The organism is Chryseobacterium soldanellicola, assembly GCF_900100115.1.
Lineage (GTDB): Bacteria > Bacteroidota > Bacteroidia > Flavobacteriales > Weeksellaceae > Chryseobacterium > Chryseobacterium soldanellicola.
Genome location: NZ_FNKL01000002.1, coordinates 213,473 through 237,655, shown reverse-complemented (window position 1 = coordinate 237,655; position 24,183 = coordinate 213,473). Strand labels below are relative to the sequence as shown.

23 protein-coding genes are annotated in these 24,183 nt (G+C 35.2%); 11 read left to right on the top strand and 12 right to left on the bottom strand.

The window, feature by feature from the left end; translation table 11 throughout:
- Positions 1–125 precede the first annotated feature (125 nt).
- Positions 126–1,667 (bottom strand): trypsin-like peptidase domain-containing protein, encoded by a 1,542-nt coding sequence (locus tag BLT04_RS05900; RefSeq protein WP_089754676.1) that lies wholly within the window; start codon positions 1,665–1,667, stop codon positions 126–128.
- Between the two features lie 351 nt (positions 1,668–2,018).
- Here BLT04_RS05900 and trhO point away from each other — a divergent pair, with 351 nt between their 5' ends.
- Positions 2,019–3,395 (top strand): oxygen-dependent tRNA uridine(34) hydroxylase TrhO, encoded by a 1,377-nt coding sequence (trhO, locus tag BLT04_RS05895; protein WP_089754674.1) that lies wholly within the window; start codon positions 2,019–2,021, stop codon positions 3,393–3,395.
- Between the two features lie 35 nt (positions 3,396–3,430).
- The gene (locus BLT04_RS05890; protein WP_317040687.1) at positions 3,431–3,976 is read left to right on the top strand and encodes a 5-formyltetrahydrofolate cyclo-ligase; all 546 of its coding nucleotides are present in this window, start codon (positions 3,431–3,433) and stop codon (positions 3,974–3,976) included.
- On the opposite strand, the gene BLT04_RS05885 is transcribed toward BLT04_RS05890, so the two are convergent.
- Both BLT04_RS05885 and BLT04_RS05880 read right to left on the bottom strand, forming a co-directional pair.
- On the bottom strand, positions 3,925–4,512 hold the full coding sequence (locus BLT04_RS05885) for a hypothetical protein (RefSeq protein WP_089754670.1): 588 nt from the start codon (positions 4,510–4,512) through the stop codon (positions 3,925–3,927). The genes BLT04_RS05890 and BLT04_RS05885 overlap by 52 nt on opposite strands.
- A complete protein-coding gene (locus BLT04_RS05880) occupies positions 4,496–5,677 on the bottom strand; it encodes a hypothetical protein (protein WP_089754668.1) in 1,182 nt (393 codons plus the stop codon). The genes BLT04_RS05885 and BLT04_RS05880 overlap by 17 nt, the downstream gene beginning before the upstream one ends.
- A gap of 184 nt (positions 5,678–5,861) precedes the next feature.
- Between BLT04_RS05880 and BLT04_RS05875 the strand changes: the two genes are divergently transcribed.
- The gene (locus tag BLT04_RS05875; protein ID WP_089754666.1) at positions 5,862–6,203 is read left to right on the top strand and encodes a hypothetical protein; all 342 of its coding nucleotides are present in this window, start codon (positions 5,862–5,864) and stop codon (positions 6,201–6,203) included.
- 77 nt (positions 6,204–6,280) lie between these two features.
- Here the strand turns inward: BLT04_RS05875 and BLT04_RS05870 are convergent, their stop codons facing one another.
- The 8 genes from BLT04_RS05870 to BLT04_RS05840 all read right to left on the bottom strand — a co-directional run bounded on the left by BLT04_RS05870 (position 6,281) and on the right by BLT04_RS05840 (position 12,208).
- On the bottom strand, positions 6,281–7,048 hold the full coding sequence (locus BLT04_RS05870; RefSeq protein ID WP_089754665.1) for a TrmH family RNA methyltransferase: 768 nt from the start codon (positions 7,046–7,048) through the stop codon (positions 6,281–6,283).
- A 66-nt stretch (positions 7,049–7,114) separates the two neighbouring features.
- Positions 7,115–8,623 carry a DNA recombination protein RmuC gene (gene rmuC, locus BLT04_RS05865; protein ID WP_394331110.1) on the bottom strand — a complete coding sequence of 503 codons (1,509 nt, stop codon included), beginning with the start codon at positions 8,621–8,623 and terminating at the stop codon, positions 7,115–7,117.
- A gap of 9 nt (positions 8,624–8,632) precedes the next feature.
- Positions 8,633–8,821, bottom strand: a complete 189-nt coding sequence (locus tag BLT04_RS18730) for a hypothetical protein (protein ID WP_139166214.1) — start codon at positions 8,819–8,821, stop codon at positions 8,633–8,635.
- 27 nt (positions 8,822–8,848) lie between these two features.
- A complete protein-coding gene (locus BLT04_RS05860) occupies positions 8,849–9,604 on the bottom strand; it encodes a DUF5995 family protein (RefSeq protein ID WP_089754663.1) in 756 nt (251 codons plus the stop codon).
- Between the two features lie 100 nt (positions 9,605–9,704).
- Complete coding sequence (locus tag BLT04_RS05855; protein ID WP_089754661.1) at positions 9,705–9,950, bottom strand: hypothetical protein; 246 nt, start codon at positions 9,948–9,950, stop codon at positions 9,705–9,707.
- Positions 9,951–9,990: 40 nt separating this feature from the next.
- Entirely contained in the window at positions 9,991–10,458 is a 468-nt protein-coding gene (locus tag BLT04_RS05850) for a YciI family protein (RefSeq protein WP_089754659.1), read from the bottom strand.
- 4 nt (positions 10,459–10,462) lie between these two features.
- Positions 10,463–11,641, bottom strand: a complete 1,179-nt coding sequence (pncB, locus tag BLT04_RS05845; protein WP_089754656.1) for a nicotinate phosphoribosyltransferase — start codon at positions 11,639–11,641, stop codon at positions 10,463–10,465.
- A 90-nt stretch (positions 11,642–11,731) separates the two neighbouring features.
- Complete coding sequence (locus tag BLT04_RS05840) at positions 11,732–12,208, bottom strand: Dps family protein (protein WP_089754655.1); 477 nt, start codon at positions 12,206–12,208, stop codon at positions 11,732–11,734.
- A gap of 139 nt (positions 12,209–12,347) precedes the next feature.
- On the opposite strand from BLT04_RS05840, the gene BLT04_RS05835 reads away from it, so the two are divergent.
- From BLT04_RS05835 to BLT04_RS05800, 8 genes are all read left to right on the top strand, one after another.
- Positions 12,348–13,718 carry a hypothetical protein gene (locus BLT04_RS05835; protein WP_089754654.1) on the top strand — a complete coding sequence of 457 codons (1,371 nt, stop codon included), beginning with the start codon at positions 12,348–12,350 and terminating at the stop codon, positions 13,716–13,718.
- 171 nt (positions 13,719–13,889) lie between these two features.
- Positions 13,890–14,303: a 30S ribosomal protein S12 gene (rpsL, locus tag BLT04_RS05830; protein WP_027381287.1), complete on the top strand. Its 414-nt coding sequence runs from the start codon at positions 13,890–13,892 to the stop codon at positions 14,301–14,303.
- A 23-nt stretch (positions 14,304–14,326) separates the two neighbouring features.
- A complete protein-coding gene (rpsG, locus tag BLT04_RS05825) occupies positions 14,327–14,803 on the top strand; it encodes a 30S ribosomal protein S7 (protein WP_047401262.1) in 477 nt (158 codons plus the stop codon).
- A 6-nt stretch (positions 14,804–14,809) separates the two neighbouring features.
- Complete coding sequence (fusA, locus tag BLT04_RS05820; RefSeq protein WP_089754652.1) at positions 14,810–16,927, top strand: elongation factor G; 2,118 nt, start codon at positions 14,810–14,812, stop codon at positions 16,925–16,927.
- Between the two features lie 17 nt (positions 16,928–16,944).
- The gene (gene rpsJ / locus BLT04_RS05815) at positions 16,945–17,250 is read left to right on the top strand and encodes a 30S ribosomal protein S10 (RefSeq protein ID WP_002661363.1); all 306 of its coding nucleotides are present in this window, start codon (positions 16,945–16,947) and stop codon (positions 17,248–17,250) included.
- A 277-nt stretch (positions 17,251–17,527) separates the two neighbouring features.
- Positions 17,528–18,373, top strand: coding sequence for a carbonic anhydrase family protein (locus BLT04_RS05810; protein WP_089754650.1), 846 nt, complete (start codon positions 17,528–17,530; stop codon positions 18,371–18,373).
- Between the two features lie 151 nt (positions 18,374–18,524).
- The gene (locus tag BLT04_RS05805) at positions 18,525–19,010 is read left to right on the top strand and encodes a low affinity iron permease family protein (protein WP_089754649.1); all 486 of its coding nucleotides are present in this window, start codon (positions 18,525–18,527) and stop codon (positions 19,008–19,010) included.
- A 146-nt stretch (positions 19,011–19,156) separates the two neighbouring features.
- Positions 19,157–21,373 carry a zinc-dependent metalloprotease gene (locus BLT04_RS05800; protein WP_089754647.1) on the top strand — a complete coding sequence of 739 codons (2,217 nt, stop codon included), beginning with the start codon at positions 19,157–19,159 and terminating at the stop codon, positions 21,371–21,373.
- Positions 21,374–21,435: 62 nt separating this feature from the next.
- Here BLT04_RS05800 and BLT04_RS05795 read toward each other — a convergent pair whose 3' ends face one another.
- Entirely contained in the window at positions 21,436–24,147 is a 2,712-nt protein-coding gene (locus tag BLT04_RS05795) for a hypothetical protein (RefSeq protein WP_089754645.1), read from the bottom strand.
- Positions 24,148–24,183: the final 36 nt, after the last annotated feature.

Here is a 24,183-nt window from a genome sequence, read left to right as displayed (position 1 = left end):
ACATATTATTCTAATATATGTAACAAATAAGTAAATCTTATCGCTTGTAACAATAATAAAAAAAACCGCTGTACTTTTTGCAGCGGTTTTTTTGTTGATATGAAATTTAGTTTAATCTAAATCTATTAAGGCATTTTAAAGCCTCTCGTGTAAATCTGGCCGTAAGCATCCACAAATTTCACGGATACATTTCCTGAATATTTATCAAGGATTTTCTCAACATCTTTCTGTGAATTTACAGGCTTACCATTGATCTCGATCACGATATAATTGTCCACAATCCCAATTTTGGCAACTTCGCTTCCTTCTGTCACGTTTTTAGCAACGACACCGCTGTTTAAGCCATAATCTGTTTTAAATCTATCGCTTAACGGTTCAAATTCAGCTCCTATTTTTTCGGTTACGCTTAAATCGGCTTTGGTTCTTGTGGAAGTTCCGCCTTTTTGATCTTTTAAAGTAACGTTGGCTGTGTTTTCTTTGCCGTTTCTTATGTAAGTTACCTGAACTTTATCACCAGGACGTTTGCTGCCTACAGCCACTGAAAGATCAGCAAAATCTGTAATAGCCATTCCATCTATTTTTGTGATGATATCGCCTATTTTTATTCCTGCATCCTGCGCTCCGCTATCGTCAGTTACCGTTGTAACGTAAACTCCCGAGCCGGCCTTGATGTTTGCTTTTTTATCTCTGTTGTACAATGCAACCTGTTGATCATCAGATAAATCTAAAGACTGTACGCCAAGGAAACCTCTCTGTACGATACCAAATTTCTTGATGTCTTCAACGATTTTTCTTGCTAAATTAGCAGGAACTGCAAATCCGTAACCCTGATAATAACCTGTCGTAGATTGAATTGCAGAGTTAATACCAATAAGATCTCCGTTTGTATTAACCAGAGCGCCTCCTGAGTTTCCAGGGTTAATCGCCGCATCGGTCTGGATAAAGCTTTCAATCGGGTTAGCCGCTTTACCTTGTCCTCCCAGAATTCCGATCCCTCTTCCTTTAGCAGAAACAATACCTGCTGTAACCGTAGAATTTAATCCAAGCGGGTTTCCTACTGCAAGTACCCATTGTCCTACATCAATATTATCCGAGTTGGCAAAATTTAAATAAGGCAATCCTTTTTCTTCGATTTTTAATAATGAAATATCTGTATTTGGATCTGTTCCTATTAAGGTTGCGATATAAGATTTTTTATTGCTTAAAACCACTTCAAGCTTGCTGGCACCCGCCACAACGTGGTTATTTGAAATAATATATCCGTCCGGCGAGATAATTACCCCGGAGCCCATTCCTGAAGGCATATTATCCGGAGCCTGTTGCTGCTTTTGTCTTTGCTGGCCTCTTTGATTGCCACCACCACCAAACGGATCACCGAAAAAGAAATCAAATAAATCCTGCTCAGAAGCTCTGTTACTTGATGTTCTGTTCTGATAATTTTTAATAGTAACTACTGCCGGAACCGTAGTTTTTGCTGCTTTTACGAAATCATCGCCCACTGCCCCGGAATTCATTCCTGCAAAAGAAACGTTTGATGATTTGGTGAAAAAAGACTGATCTCCATTATTAGAGTCATGATTAAAATATTGTAATGCTCCAACGGTAGTAGCTCCCGACATAATGCCTACTACTGCAAATGGTAATAGTTTTTTTAAAGTACTCTTCATTGTATATCTTCTTTATTTAATTATGTTATAATTTTTCGTTTTAGTGTAAACAAATTTAATGCTAAATAGGTATGTGTTTAGTATGTAATGTTTCAATTTTAACTAAAATTTAACAGGAATAGCAATAATTTATACATTATGTCATAATTGTTAAAATGCCAATTAACAAAAATTAAAAATATATTAAAGACAATATGACAAACTGTACCATAAATCTATCAATTTAAACTCATAATTTACGATAATTTGTCAAAATTACCACCCATTAGTGTGACTCGTGCCACAGAATATATTTAATTGAAAAATTCTTATCTTTGCAAAAATATTTTTCTCACTTAAAACGTTTATAGCATGCAACTGTATAACACCTTAAGCGCAGAAGAAAGAGCTCAACTTATTGATGAAGCCGGTAAGGAACGCCTTACGTTGTCTTTCTATGCGTATGCCAAAATTGAAGATCCCAAAAAATTTCGCGATGAATTATTTATAGCCTGGAATGCACTCGATGCGCTTGGCCGTATTTATGTTGCTCATGAAGGAATTAATGCTCAGATGAGTGTTCCTGCGGATCAGTTTGAAGCATTTCGTGAGACATTGGAAGCTTACGATTTTCTGAAAGGAATCCGTCTAAATGTAGCAGTTGAGCACGATGATCATTCATTTTTAAAGTTAACCATAAAAGTCAGACATAAAATTGTTGCCGATGGCTTGAATGATGAAACTTTTGATGTTACCAACAAAGGAATTCACTTAAAAGCTCGCGAATTTAATGATTTACTGGAAGATCCGAATACAATTGTAGTCGATTTTAGAAATCATTATGAAAGTGAAGTCGGTCATTTTGAAGGCGCTATTACTCCTGATGTAGAAAATTTCAGAGAAAGTTTGCCCATCATCAATGAGCAATTACAGGATTTTAAAGAAGATAAAAACCTGCTGATGTATTGTACGGGAGGAATCCGTTGTGAAAAAGCCAGCGCTTACTTCAAGCATCAGGGTTTTAAAAATGTTTTTCAGCTAGAAGGTGGAATTATTGAATACACCCGCCAGATAAAAGAAGAAGGGATAGAAAGTAAATTTATCGGTAAAAACTTTGTTTTTGACCACCGTTTGGGGGAAAGAATTACAGACGATATTATTGCGCAATGCCACCAGTGCGGAAAACCTTGCGATAACCATACCAATTGTGCCAATGATGCCTGTCATTTATTGTTTATTCAATGTGATGAGTGTAAGGAAGCTATGGAAAACACTTGTTCTACGGAATGTCTTGAAACCATTCATTTGCCTTGGGAACAGCAGGTTGCATTAAGAAAAGGCCTGCAGGTTGGAAATAAGGTTTTCAGAAAAGGCAAATCTGATGCTCTGAAATTTAAAAATTCCGGCGAGCTGTCAACTCAAGCTTTGGCAAAAGCTGCAGCAGTTGAAACCAAAGATATCCGTAAGAAAATAAAAATCAAAAAAGTGTTGATCGGAAGGGCAGAACATTATTATACAAAATCAAAAATTGCACAGTTTTTAATTGAAAATAAAGAACTTTCAGTTGGAGATAAAGTCTTAATTTCTGGTCCGACAACGGGTGAACAGGAAGTTACTATTACCGACATTTTCGCCAATGGAGGTCCTTGTGAAACCGCAAAAATTGGCGATCAAATTACTTTTGAACTTCCGTTCAGGGTTCGTTTGTCTGATAAATTATATAAAATTTTACAAGCTGAAAACGCATAATAACGATGTTAAAAGCCGAGCTTAGGAAAAAATATATGCAAAAAAGAAAAGCCTTGTCAACTGATGAGGCTTTCTTGATATCAGAAAAGATTTTTGAAAATTTTATCAATTATTTTCAACCTGTTTCGGGAGATAAAGTGCATATTTTTATTTCAATTGAAAAATTTAAAGAAATTGATACTCAAACCTTCATTAATTATTTTTTAAGCCGGAATATTCATGTTTTTGTTCCTAAAATCGTTGATGCTAAGCTGATTTCTGTAGAAATTTTTAAGGATACAAAATTTGAAATTAATAATTGGAATATCTCAGAACCTGTTTCTAATAAAGATTCCGGGGAGAGTGATTTTAATTATGTGATTACTCCACTTTTATATTGTGATGATAAAGGCAATAGAGTAGGCTATGGCAAAGGTTTTTATGATGGTTTTTTTGAAAATCTTTCTTCTGAAGCAAAAAAAATCGGAATTAATTATTTTAACCCCGATGAAAATATCGATGATGTCTGGGAAAATGATATTCCGCTCGACTATTTGGTAACGCCAACTGATGTGCTGTCTTTCTTTAAAGGCGGGGAATAAAAATTAAGGAAGTAAAATTTAAACTCTTTTTTAAACTTTATCGGTGCCGAAACTAGAATATATTGCGCATTTTTTTCAAAAACTCCCAAAGATTTATTCTTCCCATCAAAATATTCAACATTAAATTTCGCGAAATCTAAGGTGTCTTTCTGGTAATAATCCTTATAAACTTCAAGATTATTCACTTTTACGGCTTTTACTTTCAGGCTATCCAATTCCTTAAAGAGGTTTTTAAACGTTGTGCTGTCCGGCTTATGGAAATACCCTTTCATTTGAGAATAGATTACCGTATCAATTTCCGTATTTCTGTTACCCGATAAATATAATGTTGACAGGTCCAGAAGCTCCTGAACTTTTTGCTTTGTAATGAAGTTAATTGCCTGGGCGCTATCCATTTGTACCGCAGGATAGGTTTTATTTGTGTTGTTGCTGTTTCTCAGCTTATCCAGGTCACTGGGCTCGGTTTTTTTATTGTTGCAGGCAACAAAAGCCAGCATCAGGAGGGTAAAAATCAAAAAGTTATTTATTCTTTTCATCAGTACTAGCAATTTTAAATTTGATGGATATTATTTTCCCCTTATTGTCTTTTTTCATCTCGATAACACTCAGGTTTTTCAAAGATGTGGTAGGAGTCGTTACTAAAGTGATATATTTCTGTTTATCAAGCGTTTCTATACCATAGGTGGCATTGTCATATACCTGATAAATAATTGCATTATTGCTGATTAAATTTTCTAATTGCTTCCTTTTTTGCTTAATCAATGCGATCTGTTCTTCCTGATTTCCGCCTTTAACGTCTTTTACTGAGAAATAATTCACCGCCATTTTGTAATCGTCGGGCTTCAGCTCTATGGTCTCTTCTTCAGGAGCGTTCTCCAGGCTTCTGTTGACTTCAATATATTCATAAAAAGGTGCTCTGATCTGCATTTTCAAGATCTTATCCTTTGTTGAATATTTAAAACATTCACCCGGTTTTATTCTATATACGATCGGAGATTCGTTTTCTTTAATAACTTGTATTTCCAGTGTATTGATAACAGCAGTTCCTCTGTCGGCATCGGTGAAGCAATATGTATATTCTTTTAAGAAAATTTCATCTTTAAAACCTAAAAATCCGGTAATAACAATTAATATGGAAGTCACTACTGCCCAGGCATTCTTTTTAAGGAAATTTTTCTTAGGTTTAATGACTTCAGTTTCAGAATTTTTTTGAATCTCACTATTTTTATTAACTGATTGATTTTCAGTATTTGATTTTTGTAAATCAAAGTTTTGAGGCTCATTTCGGATGCTATTTTTAGCCTGAATTTCAGTTTTTGGGATTTCAGGAGAATTTTCAATATTTTTTTCAAGCTGTTGGATTTCTTCTTGGCTTACATCTTCCTCATCCTGCAATAATTCTCCCGCAAAAAGATGCTGTTTTTTGAATTCGTACCATGAGTCGTATCCCGCATAAATACTCAACAAATTGAGCATGTCAATACGTGGTAACTTTGTTACAGGCGAATTTTTAAAATAAGTATAAAAAGATTTTTCGCTGATGTTTCCTTTAGCCTTTTTACGAAGGTCTTCCTGGAAATAAATAATATCTATCCCTTTCCATTTTGAAATATCATCATAGGAAGGAGTGTATTCTTTTAAATATTGAGCCTGCACATCCTTTTTTAGTTGCTCAAAGTGTAATAAGTCTAAATCTGTCAATTTTTCAAAAATTGGTTAATTTATTGATATTCAATAGTATTTATTTGTAAAACTATTTTACAAAGGTATTACAATTATTTTTCATAAACAAGTTTTCAATCTGATATACCTTTGTCTTGTTCAAATAACAGAACAAAGAAATAATTTTAGAAAACAATATTAACAAAATTAAATTTAATTTATTATGAAAAAGTCATTATTCGTAGCTGCTATCGCTGCAATCTCTCTAGTTGCTTGTAAAAAAACTGAAGCTACTTCTACTGAAGGAGGTGCTGATTCTGCTGCTGTTGCTGCTACTGATTCTGCTGCTGTTGTAGCTGATTCTGCTGCTACTGTTGTTGATTCTGCTGCTTCTGCTACTGTAGACGCTACTAAAGATGCTGCTGCTGCAACTACTGCTGCTGGTGCTGATGCTGCTAAAGGAGCTGCTGCTGGTGCTGCTGACGCTGCTAAAGGTGCTGCTGATGCTGCTAAAGGTGCTGCTGATGCTGCTAAAGATGCAACTAAAGACGCTGCTAAGAAATAATCTTAGCGTAAGCTAAAAAATAAAAGAACCGTTTTACCTTGTGAAGCGGTTTTTTTATGCCTTTTAATCAAACTAATTTAATTTTTCTTTTGTCTTAACGCTTCGTAACATGTAATGGCTACTGCATTGCTGAGATTTAAAGAATCAATGCTTCCTGTCATAGGAATCAGTGTATTTTTTCCTTTACCTGACCAAAAATCACTTAATCCCGAATGTTCGGTTCCAAAGAGAACTGCAGATCTTTTTGTGAAATCTCTTTTATAAAGATCTTCGGCGCTTTCATCCATGATGGTTGTGTAGATATTGAAATTGTTTTCCTTTAAAAAATTTAAGACTTCTTCATTTTCAGCCTGAAAAACATCCATTCCGAAAAGACAGCCAACACTTGAGCGAATAACATTAGGGTTGTAAAAATCGGCTTTAGTGTCGGTAATGATCAGAGAATCAACTCCGAAAGCTTCACAACTTCTCAAAATGGCACCTAAATTTCCCGGTTTTTCTACCCCTTCAACAATAATTATGGTGGAATTTTCTTTTGGCTTAAAAGAAGTAAGTTCCGCTTCTTTGGTTTTATAAATGCCGATAATCCCTTCAGAACTTCCTCTGTACGCTATTTTTTCATAAACTTTATCATTTACATAATGAGTTTTTATTCCTGGTATTTCACCCTTAAAGATTTTTTCGCAAATAAAAAACTCTACAGGTTCAAAATCATATTTCTGGGCCCGCTCATTTTCCTGTTGACCTTCAACGACAAAAACACCTGATTTTTTTCTGAACCGGTTGTCTGTAATAAGTTTGGTAATGTTTTTTATTTTATCGTTTTGAAAACTTTCTATTAGCATTCCGCAAAATTATGGAAAATTTATCTTTAAATAAAAAACCTCAGAAATGATCTGAGGCTGTAAATTTTATTCTTCTGTGGTTTCCAGAGTGATTTGGGAATTATCGATCAAGCTTGGCGGAAGGTCTTTTTTATTCTTAATTCCTAAAGATTTTAATTTCTGAGTTTGAATAACTAAGTTGTCATTTCCTGTAGAAAGCTGCTTGTATGCTTCATTGTAAACGTTTTTTGCCTGATCTAAATTCTTTCCGACTTTATCTAAATTATCTACAAATCCTACAAATTTATCGTACAATTTTGCGCCTCTTTCCGCAATTTCCATAGAATTCCGGTTTTGATATTCTCTCTTCCAAAGGTCAGCAATTAGTTTTAAAGAGGTAATCAGATTGCTTGGATTTAACAATAAAACACGTCTTTCATAAGCATAATTCCAAAGGTTTTGATCGGCTTGCATTGCCGCTATATAAGCCGGCTCGCTCGGAATAAACATCATTACAAAATCCAGAGATTTCCCGTAATCATCATAAGCTTTCTGACTTAATTGAGTAATGTGGTTTTTAATGGAAGATAAATGCTGATTCAGCTTAATTAAATAAACGTCCTGATCGGTTTCATCAACCAATTCCGTGAACGCGGTCAACGAAACTTTAGAATCGATGATGACATTTCTTTCGTCCGGATATTTTATAACAGCATCGGGACGCATTTTTTTACCTGAAAATTCTGAAAATAAAGCTTTATTATCTTCATCACGAAGCTCGTGTTCAAGAAAATATTCTCTTCCTTTTACCAGACCGGATTTTTCAAGAATGCTTTCCAGGATCATTTCACCCCAATTTCCCTGCGTTTTGCTTTCCCCTTTTAAAGCCCGGGTTAATTTTTTGGCGTCTTCGGAAATTTGCTGGTTTAATTCTGCCAGCTCCTTTACTTTTTCCGCCAAAGAGAAACGTTCTTTATTTTCTTTTTCGTAAGCTTCATTCACCCGGTTTTTTAAATCATTGATTTTTTCCTGAAACGGTTCCAGGATGGTTTTTAAGTTACTTTGATTTAAAGTAGTAAATTTTACGCTTTTTTCCTCTAAAATTTTATTGGCTAAATTTTCAAACTGAAGCTTTGATTCATCTTGAATTTTAGTAATTTCTTCTTTTTGCGTTGAAAGAGATTTTTGCAAACTTTCGTTAATGGCAGAAAGCTCAGAATTTTTCGCGAAAATATTCTGTTTTTCTGTTAAAAGATTTTCTATTTGAATTGTTTGCTTAGAATTAACTTGCTTTAATTCTAAAAATTGAGAATGTAAAGATGCGTGTTCGGCAGAAATTTTTGCAAACTCATTTTTCAGATCATTTAAAAGATCGGTCTGTTGAATATTCAGTTCTTTTTCTTTATTGATATTCTGGTTGAGCTCCTGAATTTTAAGATTTGAATTTTCTAAATTAGAATTGTTTTTAATGTGTAAATTATTAAGTTCATCATAAGAATTCCTTGAAACCATAGACGATTTCAATGCGAAATACAAAATAACCGCTCCAAGAATTCCCCCGGCAATAAGTCCGATAATTAAATATGTCATCTCCATTTTTCAAAATTACAAAAAGAAAACCTGATTTTCTTTATGGGAAACCGTAGAATTTTCCATTGGAAATAGTTTTTTATCGTTAAAAATTGACTTATAAGTTTTGAGATGCTTCGACAAGCTCAGCATGACATCGCTACAAATATGACGTCTAATAGACCAGTTGGTATTAGAAATGTCATGCTGAGCTTGTCGAAGCATCTTACCAAATTTAACCTAAATAGTTGATTAAGCATTTTTCGTTGAAGCTAAAATCTCTATATTTTTTACCACATCACTGCTTTCACATTTTTTTAATTCTTTAGTTAAAGAAGGCGTTAGTATTTTCGGATTTAAAATTTGAGAAGCGACTTTTGCAGTAGCATAATCTACAATATTAATGACAGATTCTCTCATGAAGTTGGGAGTGTTCGATGCAATAACTGCCGTGGCCCAGGAAGTATCTCTCGCTTTTGAAATGGCAAAATCTAAAATGACATTGTCTTTTCCGTTCGATAATTTATCAACCAATTCTACGGGATAACATATTTTATTTAATGAATCCTGTACCTTTTGATTAATAGAAGCAATGACTGTATTGATATTTTCAAAATCCTTTTTAAGAGGATTGATCTTTCTGTACGGCATTACTGACGCCGCTGAAATTCCTAAATCTAAATTGATATGAGCATTCATTCCTAAGAAAATATGCTGTAAAATCAGGAGGTTTTTATTTTTTGTAGCTTCGAAGGCAAGGTACCAGGCGTTTGTGCATTTTTTTCCTTTTCTGTAGTTGTCCCAAGCCTCAAGATACCTTTGTGCAAATGCAAGGTCAAGCATTGTCATTCTGGGGTTATCTTCAAATTTTTTCTGCTGAATTCCTTTTAAAACCTGAGCGGTCATAATTCTGTATGTGCACGCAAAATATCCTGCGGGGCTTTGATTTTCTTTGCTCCAAAGGATAATTTCATCGAGCTTTTTCAGGACTTCTTCTATGGTTTTCATGGTAATTTTGTTTGCATAAATATAATTAAAAGTAACAGGATAATTTATAAAAAAAGTGAGCCAAAAGACTCACTTCATTAATTTTTAAAACTTTTAATTATTATGGTTGTATCGTAATAGGACCTTCGATTTCCAATGGTGGGCAAAAACCTGTATTGATCATGCATTTTCCGCCCATGCATATATAATTTGTCATTGAGGATGTTCCATTTGGGCACATGATTAATGCTTCTCCATAATGGCTGCATTCTCTGTCAGAATAACACTCCAGTGCGGGATACAAAGTTCCTCCTATGATGTCTTTAAGAGCTTTTCTTGAAAGCTTTGATAAGTTCGTCTTTTTCATAAATAATTGTTTTTGATGGTTATTATAATTTAAAAATAATTTAAGGATTCTCTTTCGAAATCTCTTTGTGATGTTTTAGGTATAAAGGCAACGCTGCAGAGCCGTACCAGGAAAAAATTTCATAGCTGAAAACTCCCGCTTGCACAGACGGATCGCTTTTTACCCATTGCTCAGCTTCTTCTTTAGACTTTGTATTAAAAATAAACATGCCGCGGTAATTTTCTTTATTTTGCTCTAGAAACGGACCGGCAACAACCAGTTTTCCTTCGTCTGCCAATTTCCCGATGTTAGCTAAATGACCTTTCATTAAATCAGCCATTTTTCCTTTGTCTTCAATTTTTGCTGTTCCGGGAGTCAGCATCACGATGGTGTAGCCTTTCATTCCATATTTGTCGGCGCCGAGAGAAGTGGCTAGCTCTTGGTTGAATTTCACTTTTTCTGTTTTCTTTTGAGCCAACGAAAATGTTGCTGCTAAAAGAGATGCTGTCAAAATAATTTTTAGTTTCATTGTGTTAATCTTTTATCCTTAGAAATTCTTTTGCTAATTCGATCATTTTTGGATCTCCGGTGTATTTTCCGTGTTCGTCGGAAAGCTTTACGGTCGGGATCCAATCCTGGTTTGGAGCTTGTACTCCGATTAATTTCATAACAATATTCATTGGCTTTAAGCCAACATCATTGGTAAGATTGGTGCCAATTCCGAAAGAAATTCCGATTTTACCTTTGCAGTAATTGGTGATTTCTTCTACTTTTTCAAGATTTAAGGCATCGGAAAAAATAATATACTTAAATAAGGGATTGATACCGTTTTTCTCATAATGGGCAACGGTTTTATCTGTAAATTCAAAAGGATCGCCGCTGTCATGACGTACTCCGTCGAAAAGTTTTGCGAATTTTTTGTCAAATTGCTGGAAGAAAACATCCGTCGTATAAGTGTCTGAAAGAGCAACTCCCAAGTCGCCTCTGTAAACGTCTACCCAATGTTCCAGCGCTAATTCGTTTGCCATTTTGAAACCATATTCTGCAGCGTGGAACATAAACCATTCATGAGCGTGGGTTCCGATCGGCTTTACGCCGTATTTCATAGCAAAATGGACGTTTGAGCTTCCGATAAATGTTGATTGTTTGTTTTGAGTTAAGGCTTCCACAACCAGGTTCTGAACTTTATAAGAATGTCTTCTCCTTGTCCCGAATTCTGCAAAATTTACTCCTAATCTTGCTAAAGATTCTGCTTTTTCGATGGTTTTACTCATGACCACTTCATTGGAGTCTCTTTCCATGTGGTTCATTTCATAATGAAGTTCGCTGATTAAGGCTAATAAAGGCACTTCCCAAAGAATTGTTCTGTACCAAAGCCCTTCAACAATAACCGACAGATCGCTTCCGTTCTGGATAATTTTCACTTCGGAAGGATCATAATGATAGCCTTCAAGAAAATCTAAATAGGGAAGATCGATATAAGGACAGGTTTTTGCCATGAACTTTTTCTCGTCTTTCGTTAATTTAAGTTCGGCCATTTTGTTTACGGCTTCTCTCAACGCCGCATCAAAACCTTCCGGAAACTGATGTTTTCCTCTGTTGATGAATTCGTATTTTACGATTGAACCTGGAAATAATTTCACCACAGCGTTTTGCATGGTTATTTTATAGAAATCATTATCTAGGATTGAGTTTAAACGTACATCGTGCATATTGTGTAATATTTACGCAAATATATAAATTAAAAATAAAATCGCCTAAATGTAAGGCGATTTTTTGAGATATTTCGATGATTTTTAGGTTTACTTGCCTAAATAAGAATTGTACATCCAAACTTCTTTTTCCTGTTCGGTGATATAGTCGCTCATTTGGGAGTTCGTTCCTTCATCGCCGGCTTTTTCGGTGATGTCTAAAAGTTCTCTCTGTAAATCGATGACCACTTTGAAAGAATTAAGGATGATTTCTACGCTTTTATTTCCGTCACTTACTTCCTGGCTTTCTTTGATGGTGGAAACGGTAAGATAGTCAGAGTAATTGTGAGCAGGAGTAGCGCCTAAAGTCAAAATTCTTTCTGCAATTTCATCGATTTTTAAGACTAAGCTATTATAAAGCTCTTCAAATTTAGGGTGAAGCGTAAAAAACTGCTCCCCTTTAATATTCCAGTGAGAACCTCTCGTGTTTTGATAAAAAACTGAATAGTTGGCCAAAAGTATATTTAACTTTTCTGAAATGTTTTTACAATCCTCTTCTTTCAGGCCAATAATGTTTGCATTTTTCATAATTTATTAAGTAGTTATTATTGTATATAACAAAGTTAAGAAATATTGTGCCGATTTTAATGTTTGTCAATAGATGATAACTATGGCAAAATTATTTAAATAAGTTTGCTTAATATTGCGGTTTAAAAGCCTAAATATTATGATGAAATATAAGATACTGTCTATTATAATAGTAGTAGTTTATTTTTTTCAAACTTTTTTTATTTCATATGGAGGGATCGGTTCGGATAGCCTGTCGTATTTTGGTATTGCAGCGGATTTACCAAATCCTCAGACCGATCTTTTTCCTCTGGGATATCCTATTTTATTGAAAATTATTTACACATTTTCTAAAGATTATTTTTGGGCTTCGAAGATTTTGAATTTACTTTTTACAGCAATTATTTTGTTGTTTTCTTATAGAAAAAGCTTTTATTTCAGGGAAACGGTTTTGTTGTTTACCGGAAAAACATTTTATTTTGTTTTTTTTGGAGCGATGTCAGAAAGCCCTTTTATTTTCTTTATGTATTTCTTGTTTTATTTTTTACATGAAATTTTTTCCGAGAAAAAAAATCTTTATTTGAATGCTTTAGGAGGCTCGCTAATGATTCTTTGTATGTTTGCGTGTAGATATTCCGGAATTTATATTTATTTATCAATCCTGCTTTTTAGTGTTTTAATGTTTTTTAAACTTAAGGATAAAACATACTTTAAACCTTTATTGTTGTTTCTTGTGGTTTCTGGATTCGGGATTGGTGGATATTTGTTGTTTAATCATATGTATTTTGGCAGTCTTACCGGGGAAAATTTGAGAGGAAAACCAGTTTGGGTATCCTATATATATGTGGTAAGAGATTTTCTTGGCCTTGCGAATGCAGTAGATCCGTTTATTGGTATAAAACCTGCTTCGAATAGTGTAGGAAGTATTGCTTTTCAGTTTTTTGTCTTTATAATAGATGTATTTATTTTTCTTTATTTAATTAAATATTATAAAAAGGCAAAAGAAACATCGCTATATTATTTTCATATGCTTTTATGGATAATGGCGTGTGTTTATGGTGTAGCAGTATTAGTTTCAGGGTATCTTCAACAAATTGAAGAAATGGGAGTGAGACTTATGGCGGCTTCTAACTTTTGTTTATTCTTTTCATTTCTCATTCTTTATTTCCAGAATAATTCTACAGATAAGCTGGTTTGGAGAATAAGTTGTTTCTTTTTTATTTTCCTTGTAACATATGGAATGAAAGATCCCGGAAATTATTTAAAAAATAAAGATAAAATTCAGCCACAGATATCTAAGTTTAAGGATAAGGTATATCTTTATAATGATGAAAAAAATAATGTTACTGTTACAACTTATCATTTTTCCATTATTAATAAGTCTTTCAAATATACTCATACAAACAGTCAAAAAGGAAAACTAAAAGAGAGCATTGCCGGAACCGTAAATCCTAAAATAAAATGGGTAAAGTATGATACTGTCCGAGACAGATCTAAAGTTTTGTATACTTCTCAGCTGAAATTTGACTGATTAGATTATTAAAAAGTAATTAAATCAACCTTTCTTTTATCGGTATTCTTTCATAGAAAATGCATGATGATAGTATTAATTAAATTTTAATTAAAAAGATTATTTCTTTATAACTGCTTGTAGATTAAAAAATTATTACTATTTTTGCACCCTAAAATAAAAAGCAATTAAATGCCTACTATTCAACAATTAGTAAGAAAAGGAAGAGCCACGCTTGCCAAGAAGAGCAAATCGGCTGCCCTTGATTCTTGTCCACAAAGACGTGGTGTATGTACGAGAGTATATACTACTACACCGAAGAAACCTAACTCTGCACTTAGAAAAGTTGCAAGGGTAAGACTTTCTAACGGTAAAGAAGTTAACGCCTACATCCCGGGCGAAGGACATAATCTTCAAGAGCACTCGATAGTATTGGTAAGAGGCGGAAGGGTGAAAGACCTACCGGGAGTACGTTACCACATCGTAAGAGGTGCTTTAGACACTGCAGGTGTAAATGGAAGAACACAGAGAAGATCGAAGTATGGGGCTAAGAGACCTAAACCAGGTCAGGCACCAGCTGCACCAGCAAAAGGAAAGAAAAAATAATCATTAAATAAGGTACAGAAGCAATGAGAAAGACAAAAGCGAAAAAAAGACCGTTGTTACCAGATCCGAAGTTTAATGATCAATTGGTAACGAGATTCGTAAACAACCTAATGCTTGACGGTAAAAAGTCAATCGCATTCAAAATTTTCTATGATGCTTTAGAGATCGTAGAAACTAAAAAAGGAGAAACTGAGAAAACAGCCCTTGAAATCTGGAAAGATGCATTAACTAACGTTATGCCTCACGTAGAAGTACGTTCTAGAAGAGTAGGTGGAGCTAACTTCCAGATTCCTATGCCAATCAGAGCTGACAGAAAAATTTCTATGGCAATGAAATGGTTAATCAAATATTCAAAAGCTAGAAATGATAAATCTATGGCTTTGAAATTAGCTAATGAAGTGGTAGCTGCTTCAAGAGAAGAAGGTGCTGCTTACAAAAAGAAATCTGATACTCACAAAATGGCGGAAGCTAACAAAGCTTTCTCACACTTTAAATTCTAATCTGAAATGAGTAGAGATCTAAAATTTACAAGAAACATTGGTATTGCTGCCCACATTGATGCGGGAAAAACTACCACTACAGAAAGGATTTTATTCTATACAGGTGTAAACCACAAAATTGGAGAAGTTCACGATGGTGCTTCTACAATGGACTGGATGGAGCAGGAAGCTGAAAGAGGTATTACTATTACTTCTGCAGCGACTACTTGTTCTTGGAACTTTCCAACGGATCAAGGAAAAGCTTTACCTGAAACTAAACCTTACCACTTCAACATCATCGATACACCGGGACACGTTGACTTCACAGTAGAAGTAAACAGATCTTTGAGAGTATTGGATGGATTGGTATTCTTATTCTCTGCAGTAGATGGAGTAGAGCCTCAGTCTGAAACAAACTGGAGACTTGCTGACAACTACAAAGTTGCTAGAATGGGATTTGTAAACAAAATGGACAGACAGGGTGCTGACTTCCTTAACGTGGTAAACCAGGTTAAGACAATGTTAGGATCAAACGCAGTTCCAATCGTTTTACCAATCGGTGCTGAAGAAGATTTCAAAGGTGTTGTTGACTTAATTAAAAACAGAGCGATCATCTGGGATGAAGCAGGACAAGGAGCTACTTTCGAAGTAGTGCCAATTCCTGAAGACATGAAGGCTGAAGTTCTTGAATATAGAGAGAAATTAGTAGAAGCTGTGGCTGACTACGATGAGACTTTGATGGAGAAATTCTTCGAAGATCCGGATTCAATCTCTGAAGACGAAATCAACGAAGCGCTAAGAAAAGCTACTATCGATTTATCTATTATCCCAATGACTTGTGGTTCTTCATTCAAAAATAAAGGAGTACAGTTTATGTTGGATGCAGTATGTAAATACTTGCCTTCTCCATTGGATAAAGATGATATCAAAGGTACTGACCCTAGAACTGACGCTGAAATTACAAGAAAACCAGACGTAAATGAGCCGTTCTCGGCTTTAGCATTTAAGATTGCTACTGACCCGTTCGTGGGAAGATTAGCATTCTTCAGAGCATACTCTGGAAGATTAGATGCAGGTTCTTATATCTTAAACACCCGTTCAGGTGATAAAGAAAGAATCTCAAGAATCTATCAGATGCACGCTAACAAGCAAAATCCTGTAGAATATATTGAAGCAGGAGATATTGGTGCAGCTGTAGGTTTCAAATCTATCAAAACCGGTGATACAATGTGTGATGAGAAAAACCCAATCGTTCTTGAATCGATGGTTTTCCCTGATCCGGTAATTGGTATTGCTGTTGAGCCTAAAACTAAAGCTGACCAGGATAAAATGGGTAACGCATTAGCTAAATTGGCTGAAGAAGATCCAACGTTTACGGTAAGAACTGACGAAGCTTCTGGACAAACGATTATCTCTGGTATGGGTGAGCTTCACCTGGATATCATTGTTGACCGTATGAAGAGAGAATTCAAAGTTGAAGTAAACCAAGGACAACCTCAGGTAGAGTACAAAGAAAATCTTACAAAAGTTGCTCAGCACAGAGAAGTTTACAAAAAACAATCTGGTGGTAAAGGTAAATTTGCTGACATTGTATTTGAACTAGGACCTGCTGACGAAGGTAAAGTTGGTTTAGAATTCATCAATGAGATCAAAGGTGGTAACGTTCCTAGAGAATTTGTTCCTGCTATTGAAAAAGGCTTTAAAGCTGCAATGAAGAACGGTCCTTTGGCTGGTTTCGAAGTTGAAGGTATTAAAGTTGTTCTTAAAGACGGATCTTTCCACGCAGTGGATTCTGATGCTCTTTCTTTTGAAATGGCTGCTAAATTAGGATTTAAAGAAGCGGGACGTGCTGCTAAGCCAGTAATCATGGAGCCTATTATGAAATTGGAAGTTGTAACTCCGGAGGAATATATGGGTAACATCATTGGTGACCTTAACAAGAGAAGAGGTACAATCAGTGGTCAGGAAGAAAAGAACGGTGCCGTTGTAATCAAAGGTTCAGTTCCACTTTCTGAAATGTTTGGATATGTAACAACTCTAAGAACACTTTCATCAGGAAGAGCTACCTCTTCTATGGAATTAGAGAAGTACCAGGCTACTCCACAAAACGTTGCTGAAGAAATCATTGCTAAAGCAAAAGGTTAATTTTTTAAATTAGAAAAATGTCACAAAGAATCAGAATAAAACTAAAATCTTACGATTATAACTTGGTAGACAAGTCTGCTGAGAAAATCGTAAAAACGGTAAAGGCTACTGGTGCTGTTGTAAACGGACCAATCCCATTGCCAACAAATAAGAGAATCTTCACTGTGTTGAGATCTCCACACGTTAACAAAAAAGCTAGAGAACAGTTCCAACTTTCTGCTCACAAGAGATTGATGGATATCTATTCTTCTTCTTCTAAAACTGTGGATGCTCTAATGAAATTAGAGTTGCCAAGCGGTGTAGACGTTGAAATTAAAGTGTGATAACTTGCATATTTTGCAATGATTATATCAAATCCGTTCCTTTTTTTAGGAGCGGATTTTTTTGTGTTAAATAGTTTTAAAGTTAAAGCTTATTGATAGGTATATTTTTAACCGATGGGTGAGATTTTGTTGAAATTTTTATCTCTTTTATAGAAAGTTATAGTTAATTAAAATACAATTAAAAATGAAGCCTTTCTTGTATTTGATCGTTGAAGTAATCCTATATTTGATGCGGGTTTAGCCGTAATTAAAACCCATATATTTTAAAAATTTACAAATGAAAAAAGAAAAAAAAATCGTACCGGTTTCTAAATCCGGTATCAAAAAATTTGGCATTTTATTATGCTTGTGTCAATTGCTTTTCCTGGCTTCATGTCAAAGCGATTATAGTGAACCCCACGAGTTATCTTCTTATCCGTCGGATATCATCAGCACACCGATTGTTACCTCTAACTTTCCCGCTTCAGTTGCAGAATCTCAGACCCCGATCAATATTGAGCCTTCCAAAACGATAGGTTTTCACAGTGCAGACCCTGCCATTCATTATGGTACAGTGACATTAAGTTCCGTGGCCAATAATGCAGGAGAGAATTTAAGAGTAAATGTGAGCGGAACGGATAATGTTAACAATTATATTACGGTGGGAGGAAAAAAATACAATCTTGTCAATTTTCACTTCCACTATAGCAGCGAACATACGATGGACGGCAAATACAGTACAATGGAAATCCATTTTGTGAATGTAGCTGCAGACAATTCTTATGCTGTACTTGGCGTACTGGTTGACCTTGGAAATGGGAATTCTTCTCTTCAGAATTTATTCTCTCAATCTCCAACTACGAGTAATACTATAAATTCACCCAATACAACTTTTGATCTTTCCAGTTTGCTTCCGGGCAATACAAGAGAATATTTTACATACAACGGTTCATTAACCACTCCAAATTTCGGGGCAAGCTCGTCAATTACAAATGGAGGACCGGTGACATGGTTTGTATTTAAAAATAAACAACAGCTGTCAACTTCACAATTTGATTCTTACAAAGCAATATATTCAGCACCAAACTTCAGAGCAATTCAACCGTTGAATGGCCGCAAAGTTTATATGAATGTAGGATATTAAACATTTAAGATTTAATTTTTTTTAGCCCCAACTTGGAAAAGTTGGGGTTTCTTAATAGATGGAGTCAAATGTTTGTTAGGGAAACTAATTTAATCTTAAGCTATGACCATTTCGGCGGAGTTTTTGATGAATCTTACATAAATTAAAAACTATGTCAAAAAATAATCAAAGTGTTTTTGAAAAATTTTCAGATTGGGCAACAAAATTTACCGGAAGCCCGTATGCATTTATCGGTGCCACTCTCATCGTGATTATTTGGGCGGTTTGCGGACCCATTTTTAAATATTCCGAAACCTGGCAGCTTGTTATTAATACAGGTACGACCATTATTACTTTTTTAATGGTATTTCTTATTCAAAAGGCTCAAAATAAAGATTCAAAAGCAATTCAGATTAAATTAAATGAATTGATAGCCGCCAACGAAAAAGCAAGCAACAGAATTGTAGATATTGAAGATCTCACCGAAAAAGAGCTTGACGAGCTTCATTGTTATTATGAGAAATTATCAGATTTTGCAGAAGAAGATGCTGATATTCACACCTCACATTCCATAGATGCGGCCAAAAGAAATCAAGATTATAAAAATGACCTCTTCAGAAAAAAGCATGAAGAATGGCTGCAGAAGCAACAGAAATAGATTTTATAGATTAATTATTAAATTAAAACACAGATATTTAGTAAAAAATTTTAATTTTTAAATTAAAATTTAAATTAATCATTTCTTTTCATTGTGATATTATATAAAATACTAATTTTACATTCCTATTTTTAAATAATAAGTATATGAAAAGAAAATTATTTTCTTTATTAACAGTGACAGCTGCTATTATGGCAAGCGCACAGTGGAGTAAAGTAATGCCACCAAAAGAAGTGGTAAAAAAGAGCGATAACTCAGTATATTACAAGCTTGATATTGATAAAATAAGAACCCAGCTACTGGCAGCTCCAAAATATGGTGAAGGCAGCGGTATTACAGTTAATATTCCAACATTAAACGGTAAGATTGAAAAATTTACGGTGAATAGCTTACCTGTTGTAGACGAAGCATTAGCAGGTCAGTATCAATTGGGATCATATGTCGGAACAGGTGTCGACGATCCTGCCAAATATATCAGATTCAGTGTCGCACCCAACGATTTTCAGTCTATGATTATCAATAATGGGAAATATGAATTTATTGAACCTGCAACTCAGGATAAATCAGCCTATTCAATCCACGGGAAAAGTAGTAAGAATGGCCACGCATTTACTTGTAGCACAAAAGAAAGCAAAGAATCTGTTGCCAAAATGCAGCAGATGATGGCTTCGGGAGCTGCTGCAAAATCCAGTGATAAAAAATACCATACCCTTAGATTGGCAATGTCTGTGACTGGTGAATACACTACTTATTTTGGAGGAACAGCTAATGCTTTAGCTCAAATCAATGCAACTTTAACAAGAGTAAACGGCGTTTTTGAGCAGGAATTCAACCTTCACCTTAATATGGTGAGCGCTCCCAACCTTATTTTTACAACTGCTGCTTCTGATCCTTACAGTAATGCAAGTCAAATGTGTAAATGGAATTACGAATTAATGAATACTTTACATAACGGTGCATACGGAGTTACGGATGCAAGTTTTGATATAGGACATTTGTTTGGAAGAACAGGTGGCGGTGGTAACGCAGGTTGTATTGGCTGTATCGGCAGTAATGATGTTTCTACAACAACATACTCAGCGGCTAATGGAGGTTGTGGTTACTCATATACAGCCCCTAATAATTACAAAGGAAGTGGTATAACTTCTCCTGCTGATGGTATCCCGATGAGTGATACTTTTGATATTGATTATGTGGCTCACGAAATTGGGCATCAATTAGGAGATTCTCATACCTATAGTTTCTTTGAAGATTTCATGGGGACTGAAGTTGAGCCTGGATCAGGTTCTACGATTATGGGATATGCAGGAATTACAGGCCCGGCTACGGATTTACAGGATCATTCAGATCCTTATTTTCACAGTGTAAGTATCGATCAGGTTCAGGCAAATCTTGCGGCGGTAACGGTAGATGTAGAAACACCGATCGCGAATAACACGCCGGTTGTTGCAGCAATGCCAACAACTTATACCATTCCAAGATCGACGGCATTTGTATTGACAGCTTCTGCTACAGATCCTGATGGAGATGCATTAACCTACAATTGGGAACAAATGGATGCCTGTATTTTAGACGACGGAATTGATAATACAAATATCGGGAACGAGACTTCAGGTGCTATTTTCAGATCATGGCCTGCGGTATCAACTCCTACAAGATATTTCCCTAAATTAGCTACTGTTCTTGGTGGAGCTGTTGCAAATACTTTAGATTTTGAATCAGCTTCTAATGTGGAAAGAACAACTCATTTCCGGGTTACAGTAAGAGATAACAAACCTGCAGGCCAGGCTCAAACGGCTTATGCTACACAAACGATTGTTGTAGGGTCTGCTGCAGCTTTTACCGTAAATACAACCTCTTTGTCTCCAAATACAAATTCTACAGTTGCATGGACGGTTTCAGGAACTACCGCCGCACCATATAATGTGGCCAATGTGAAAATCGATTATACTTTTGATGGAGGAACAACATGGACGGTTTTGGCAGCCTCTGTTCCGAATACAGGTTCTGCAAGTGTGTTTATCCCTGCTGCTTTAGCGGGTAAAAACGGCCACATAAGAGTTTCTGCAATCGGGAATGTGTTTTATGCTGTTAAACAGGCTACAGTTTCAGCGTTGGCAACTTCAGAGGTTGATGGCGTGAGAACCATTCAGGTTTATCCGAATCCGGTAGATGATATTTTAAATGTTTCAAATGCTTCTTCAAAATCTCCTTACGAAATTTATAATGCTGTAGGGCAATTAATTTCAAAAGGAACTTTAGGAGACGGTAAAATTGTTGTCAGAAATCTGGTGAAAGGAGTTTACTTTATCAACATTAATGAAAAAGGAACAGACATCAAAACTAAATTTGTTAAGAAGTAATTCAAACAAAATAAAACAAAAACCTCTGAGCAATCAGAGGTTTTTTTATGTGGAAATATTAATTACCTTTTCATGAAGTAACCAAAATAAGAGCAGCTTCCCATAAGATTTTTCGTAATTTCAGCATCCGCGTATTGTGATTTCAACATGGCAAAATAAGTTCTGTATTTTTGATTTTTAATATCATCCAATTGCTTCTGATGAGCATCACTTTTTTCAGAATATTTAGGATCGGAGTAATTAATTTTTGCAGGATTTTTGGCCTCATATTGATAATATTTTCCCTGTTCCGCGCTTGCCATCTGGAAAAGAACTCTCGCCTTCTGATCCTTATTGTTTGAAAGCTGAAGCGCTTTCTGGTAATAATTAATCGCTAAATCAAAATTATCAGGCTCAATATAAGACGTATCCATGAAGTTTTTATAATAATATTGGTACGGGTTTTTTCTGTCGGTGCTCCAGAAGTCATATTTTCCGCCATTGGTATTGTCAACATCCATGACGAATACTTCCCTGTAATATCCTAAAATTGAAGTGTTGTACAGGAGATTTCCGATAAGTTGATTCGCTCGTGAGGCTTTATCATCATTTCCGTTTCCGATTTTTTTCAGCTGAATTAAAGCATCCGCCAATTCAAGCTTATTCATGCTGTTTTTAATGAAAGGAAATTGTGAATAATCTTCCGCTTCCATACTTTCATTATCAGCGCTTCCAAAACTTTCCCAAACATTATGCCCGAAAATCAGATTCGAAATATTTCTGAAACCGTTGTATTCCGTAGCGCCATATTGACGCGGTGTTATTTTTTGAGCATTATCGTTCCATTCATAATTTAACCTTGGAATGCCCACAAAACTCTGTGATTTTTGATAGTAAGATTTAGCTTTATCAAAATCCGCCATTCTCATTGCCCTGTCACCGTAAATTACATTAAAGAACGCGTCAATATTTCCGACATCATCCATATTTTTAGCGATAATCTGTTGTTCAAATTGCGTTTTATTCGGTTTTCTGTAAAATTCTTCGACACTTTTTACCAAACTCGAGTTCGGATTGTACTGAAGGTCAGAAAGCTTGTTATTCATTAAAAAAGATTTTCCATCTTCGCCTTGCAGGAAATAACGGTTTGCCAACACATCTTTTAAGAAATCCGCGGTTGACGGAACCGGACCGTAATAATCATAGTCTGTATTGGTACTGTCTTTTTTCGGTTCTTTTTTAATGAAATATTCAGCATAATCTTTTATTAAATGATCTTCGTATTCTGCATCGATTTTTGGTTGAGAAACGATGTCATTTAAGACTTTCATTCTTTTAATTTCTTCCAGATATTCAGGATTTGTGGTTTTAATATCTTCAAGAATTTCAGAGCTTGCTTTGTAATCTTTTTTCAGGAATTTCAAATAAGCATCAGCGATTTGCCAGTATTCGTCCTTAGATTTTTCTTTTGTTTTATCTGTAAATTTCTCAAGATCATCTAAAAAGTCTTTAGACTTTTCATCATAAAAATAACTGTTGCTTTTGGTGTAAACAGGAATTCTGTTGGGATTGTCCAGCAATTCATCATCGCTTTGATCCGCTTTATTGTCTTCTGTTTTTTTATCATCCATTCCAAACAGTCTTCTGAAAAACCGTACAATTTTTTGCCAGAAAGAAAGCTCTTTTTTAGGAGTTTCCGCAGCTTCGGCTTTTGGCTGATCTGATGAAGTGTTTGAAGCAGATTTTTGGGCTGTTGTTGAATTACTGTCATTAGAAGTATAATAATAAATGGGAAGATAGCTTCTCTCTAATTCATTGATGCTTCTGGCGGCCATTACTTTTAAAATTTCCGAATCTGGATTAATGTCATACATTTTTTCCATTAAAGGAATCGGATTGGTGAAATCTTCATAGCCCAAAAGGAAATATGCCATATTTTTTTCTTCGTTGTTTCCGGCTCTTTTCAAAATATTATTGAAAGAAGCAGTATCTGAAAGTTTCATCGAAACAAACGCAGATTCTTTACGGCTTCTGCTGTCTTTAAAAACCTGAAAAAAGTTCCAGTTGGCATCACTTCCCATTCCTAAACCCCTTTGCGCACCGGCAAACTGGTCAAGAGCCATAATGTAAGGGGCACCTTTCAGTTTTATAGGCTCAACATAAGTTTTAAAAGCCTGAAGTGCCGCATCATAATTTCTCGTATAATGATTAAAACGAACCAGCTGAAAGCCGTAGCGCTGCTTGATTTCCGGGTTTTTGGCAGCATTATATAAAGAGGTTAACGCCGAAATGGTTTTTGTATAATCAAGATTGGTAGCATTTTTATCATTTTGGTTCCCACTGTAATAAAAAGAGTCCGGACTTTCAACATAATTGATCCTCATATACGGCTCAAGATATTTTGCTTCGATCAGATAATCTATTCCTTCTGCATATTTCTGATAAAACCCCGTTCCTAATTTTTTTAATAATGGATTGGCTGGATTTCCTTTTTTTAACTCATTCAGATCATTAATGTTGATTTTATTCACCAAAAAATCTGTTTCTGCATAACTTAATTGATTGTTGAAAAACTTTTTCCAGGATTCAATATTCTCATCCGGAATCAGATTGGGCTTATAATCTGTGTAAAATCTTGTTGAATAACTGTGTAAAAATGGCAGATAAGATTTATCCTTAATAATACTTTGCGTAAAAAGATTGAAATAATCATAATCCGGATCTGCCCATGCGCAGGCCTCAGATTTCGTGTAGAAAAGTGAGGCGACGGCAAGAGAAAGAATATACTTTTTCATATTGATAGTGGTGTTTTAATTCTGTTTTTATAGCTG

Excerpts from the sequence above, each read along its gene's own strand:
- BLT04_RS05900 (WP_089754676.1), bottom strand. The coding sequence starts at position 1,667 with ATGAAGAGTACTTTAAAAAAACTATTACCATTTGCAGTAGTAGGCATT.
- trhO (WP_089754674.1), top strand. The coding sequence starts at position 2,019 with ATGCAACTGTATAACACCTTAAGCGCAGAAGAAAGAGCTCAACTTATT.
- BLT04_RS05890 (WP_317040687.1), top strand. The coding sequence starts at position 3,431 with ATGCAAAAAAGAAAAGCCTTGTCAACTGATGAGGCTTTCTTGATATCA.
- BLT04_RS05885 (WP_089754670.1), bottom strand. The coding sequence starts at position 4,512 with ATGAAAAGAATAAATAACTTTTTGATTTTTACCCTCCTGATGCTGGCT.
- BLT04_RS05875 (WP_089754666.1), top strand. The coding sequence starts at position 5,862 with ATGAAAAAGTCATTATTCGTAGCTGCTATCGCTGCAATCTCTCTAGTT.
- BLT04_RS05870 (WP_089754665.1), bottom strand. The coding sequence starts at position 7,048 with ATGCTAATAGAAAGTTTTCAAAACGATAAAATAAAAAACATTACCAAA.
- rmuC (WP_394331110.1), bottom strand. The coding sequence starts at position 8,623 with ATGGAGATGACATATTTAATTATCGGACTTATTGCCGGGGGAATTCTT.
- BLT04_RS18730 (WP_139166214.1), bottom strand. The coding sequence starts at position 8,821 with ATGCTTCGACAAGCTCAGCATGACATTTCTAATACCAACTGGTCTATT.
- BLT04_RS05860 (WP_089754663.1), bottom strand. The coding sequence starts at position 9,604 with ATGAAAACCATAGAAGAAGTCCTGAAAAAGCTCGATGAAATTATCCTT.
- BLT04_RS05855 (WP_089754661.1), bottom strand. The coding sequence starts at position 9,950 with ATGAAAAAGACGAACTTATCAAAGCTTTCAAGAAAAGCTCTTAAAGAC.
- BLT04_RS05850 (WP_089754659.1), bottom strand. The coding sequence starts at position 10,458 with ATGAAACTAAAAATTATTTTGACAGCATCTCTTTTAGCAGCAACATTT.
- pncB (WP_089754656.1), bottom strand. The coding sequence starts at position 11,641 with ATGCACGATGTACGTTTAAACTCAATCCTAGATAATGATTTCTATAAA.
- BLT04_RS05840 (WP_089754655.1), bottom strand. The coding sequence starts at position 12,208 with ATGAAAAATGCAAACATTATTGGCCTGAAAGAAGAGGATTGTAAAAAC.
- BLT04_RS05835 (WP_089754654.1), top strand. The coding sequence starts at position 12,348 with ATGATGAAATATAAGATACTGTCTATTATAATAGTAGTAGTTTATTTT.
- rpsL (WP_027381287.1), top strand. The coding sequence starts at position 13,890 with ATGCCTACTATTCAACAATTAGTAAGAAAAGGAAGAGCCACGCTTGCC.
- rpsG (WP_047401262.1), top strand. The coding sequence starts at position 14,327 with ATGAGAAAGACAAAAGCGAAAAAAAGACCGTTGTTACCAGATCCGAAG.
- fusA (WP_089754652.1), top strand. The coding sequence starts at position 14,810 with ATGAGTAGAGATCTAAAATTTACAAGAAACATTGGTATTGCTGCCCAC.
- rpsJ (WP_002661363.1), top strand. The coding sequence starts at position 16,945 with ATGTCACAAAGAATCAGAATAAAACTAAAATCTTACGATTATAACTTG.
- BLT04_RS05810 (WP_089754650.1), top strand. The coding sequence starts at position 17,528 with ATGAAAAAAGAAAAAAAAATCGTACCGGTTTCTAAATCCGGTATCAAA.
- BLT04_RS05805 (WP_089754649.1), top strand. The coding sequence starts at position 18,525 with ATGTCAAAAAATAATCAAAGTGTTTTTGAAAAATTTTCAGATTGGGCA.
- BLT04_RS05800 (WP_089754647.1), top strand. The coding sequence starts at position 19,157 with ATGAAAAGAAAATTATTTTCTTTATTAACAGTGACAGCTGCTATTATG.
- BLT04_RS05795 (WP_089754645.1), bottom strand. The coding sequence starts at position 24,147 with ATGAAAAAGTATATTCTTTCTCTTGCCGTCGCCTCACTTTTCTACACG.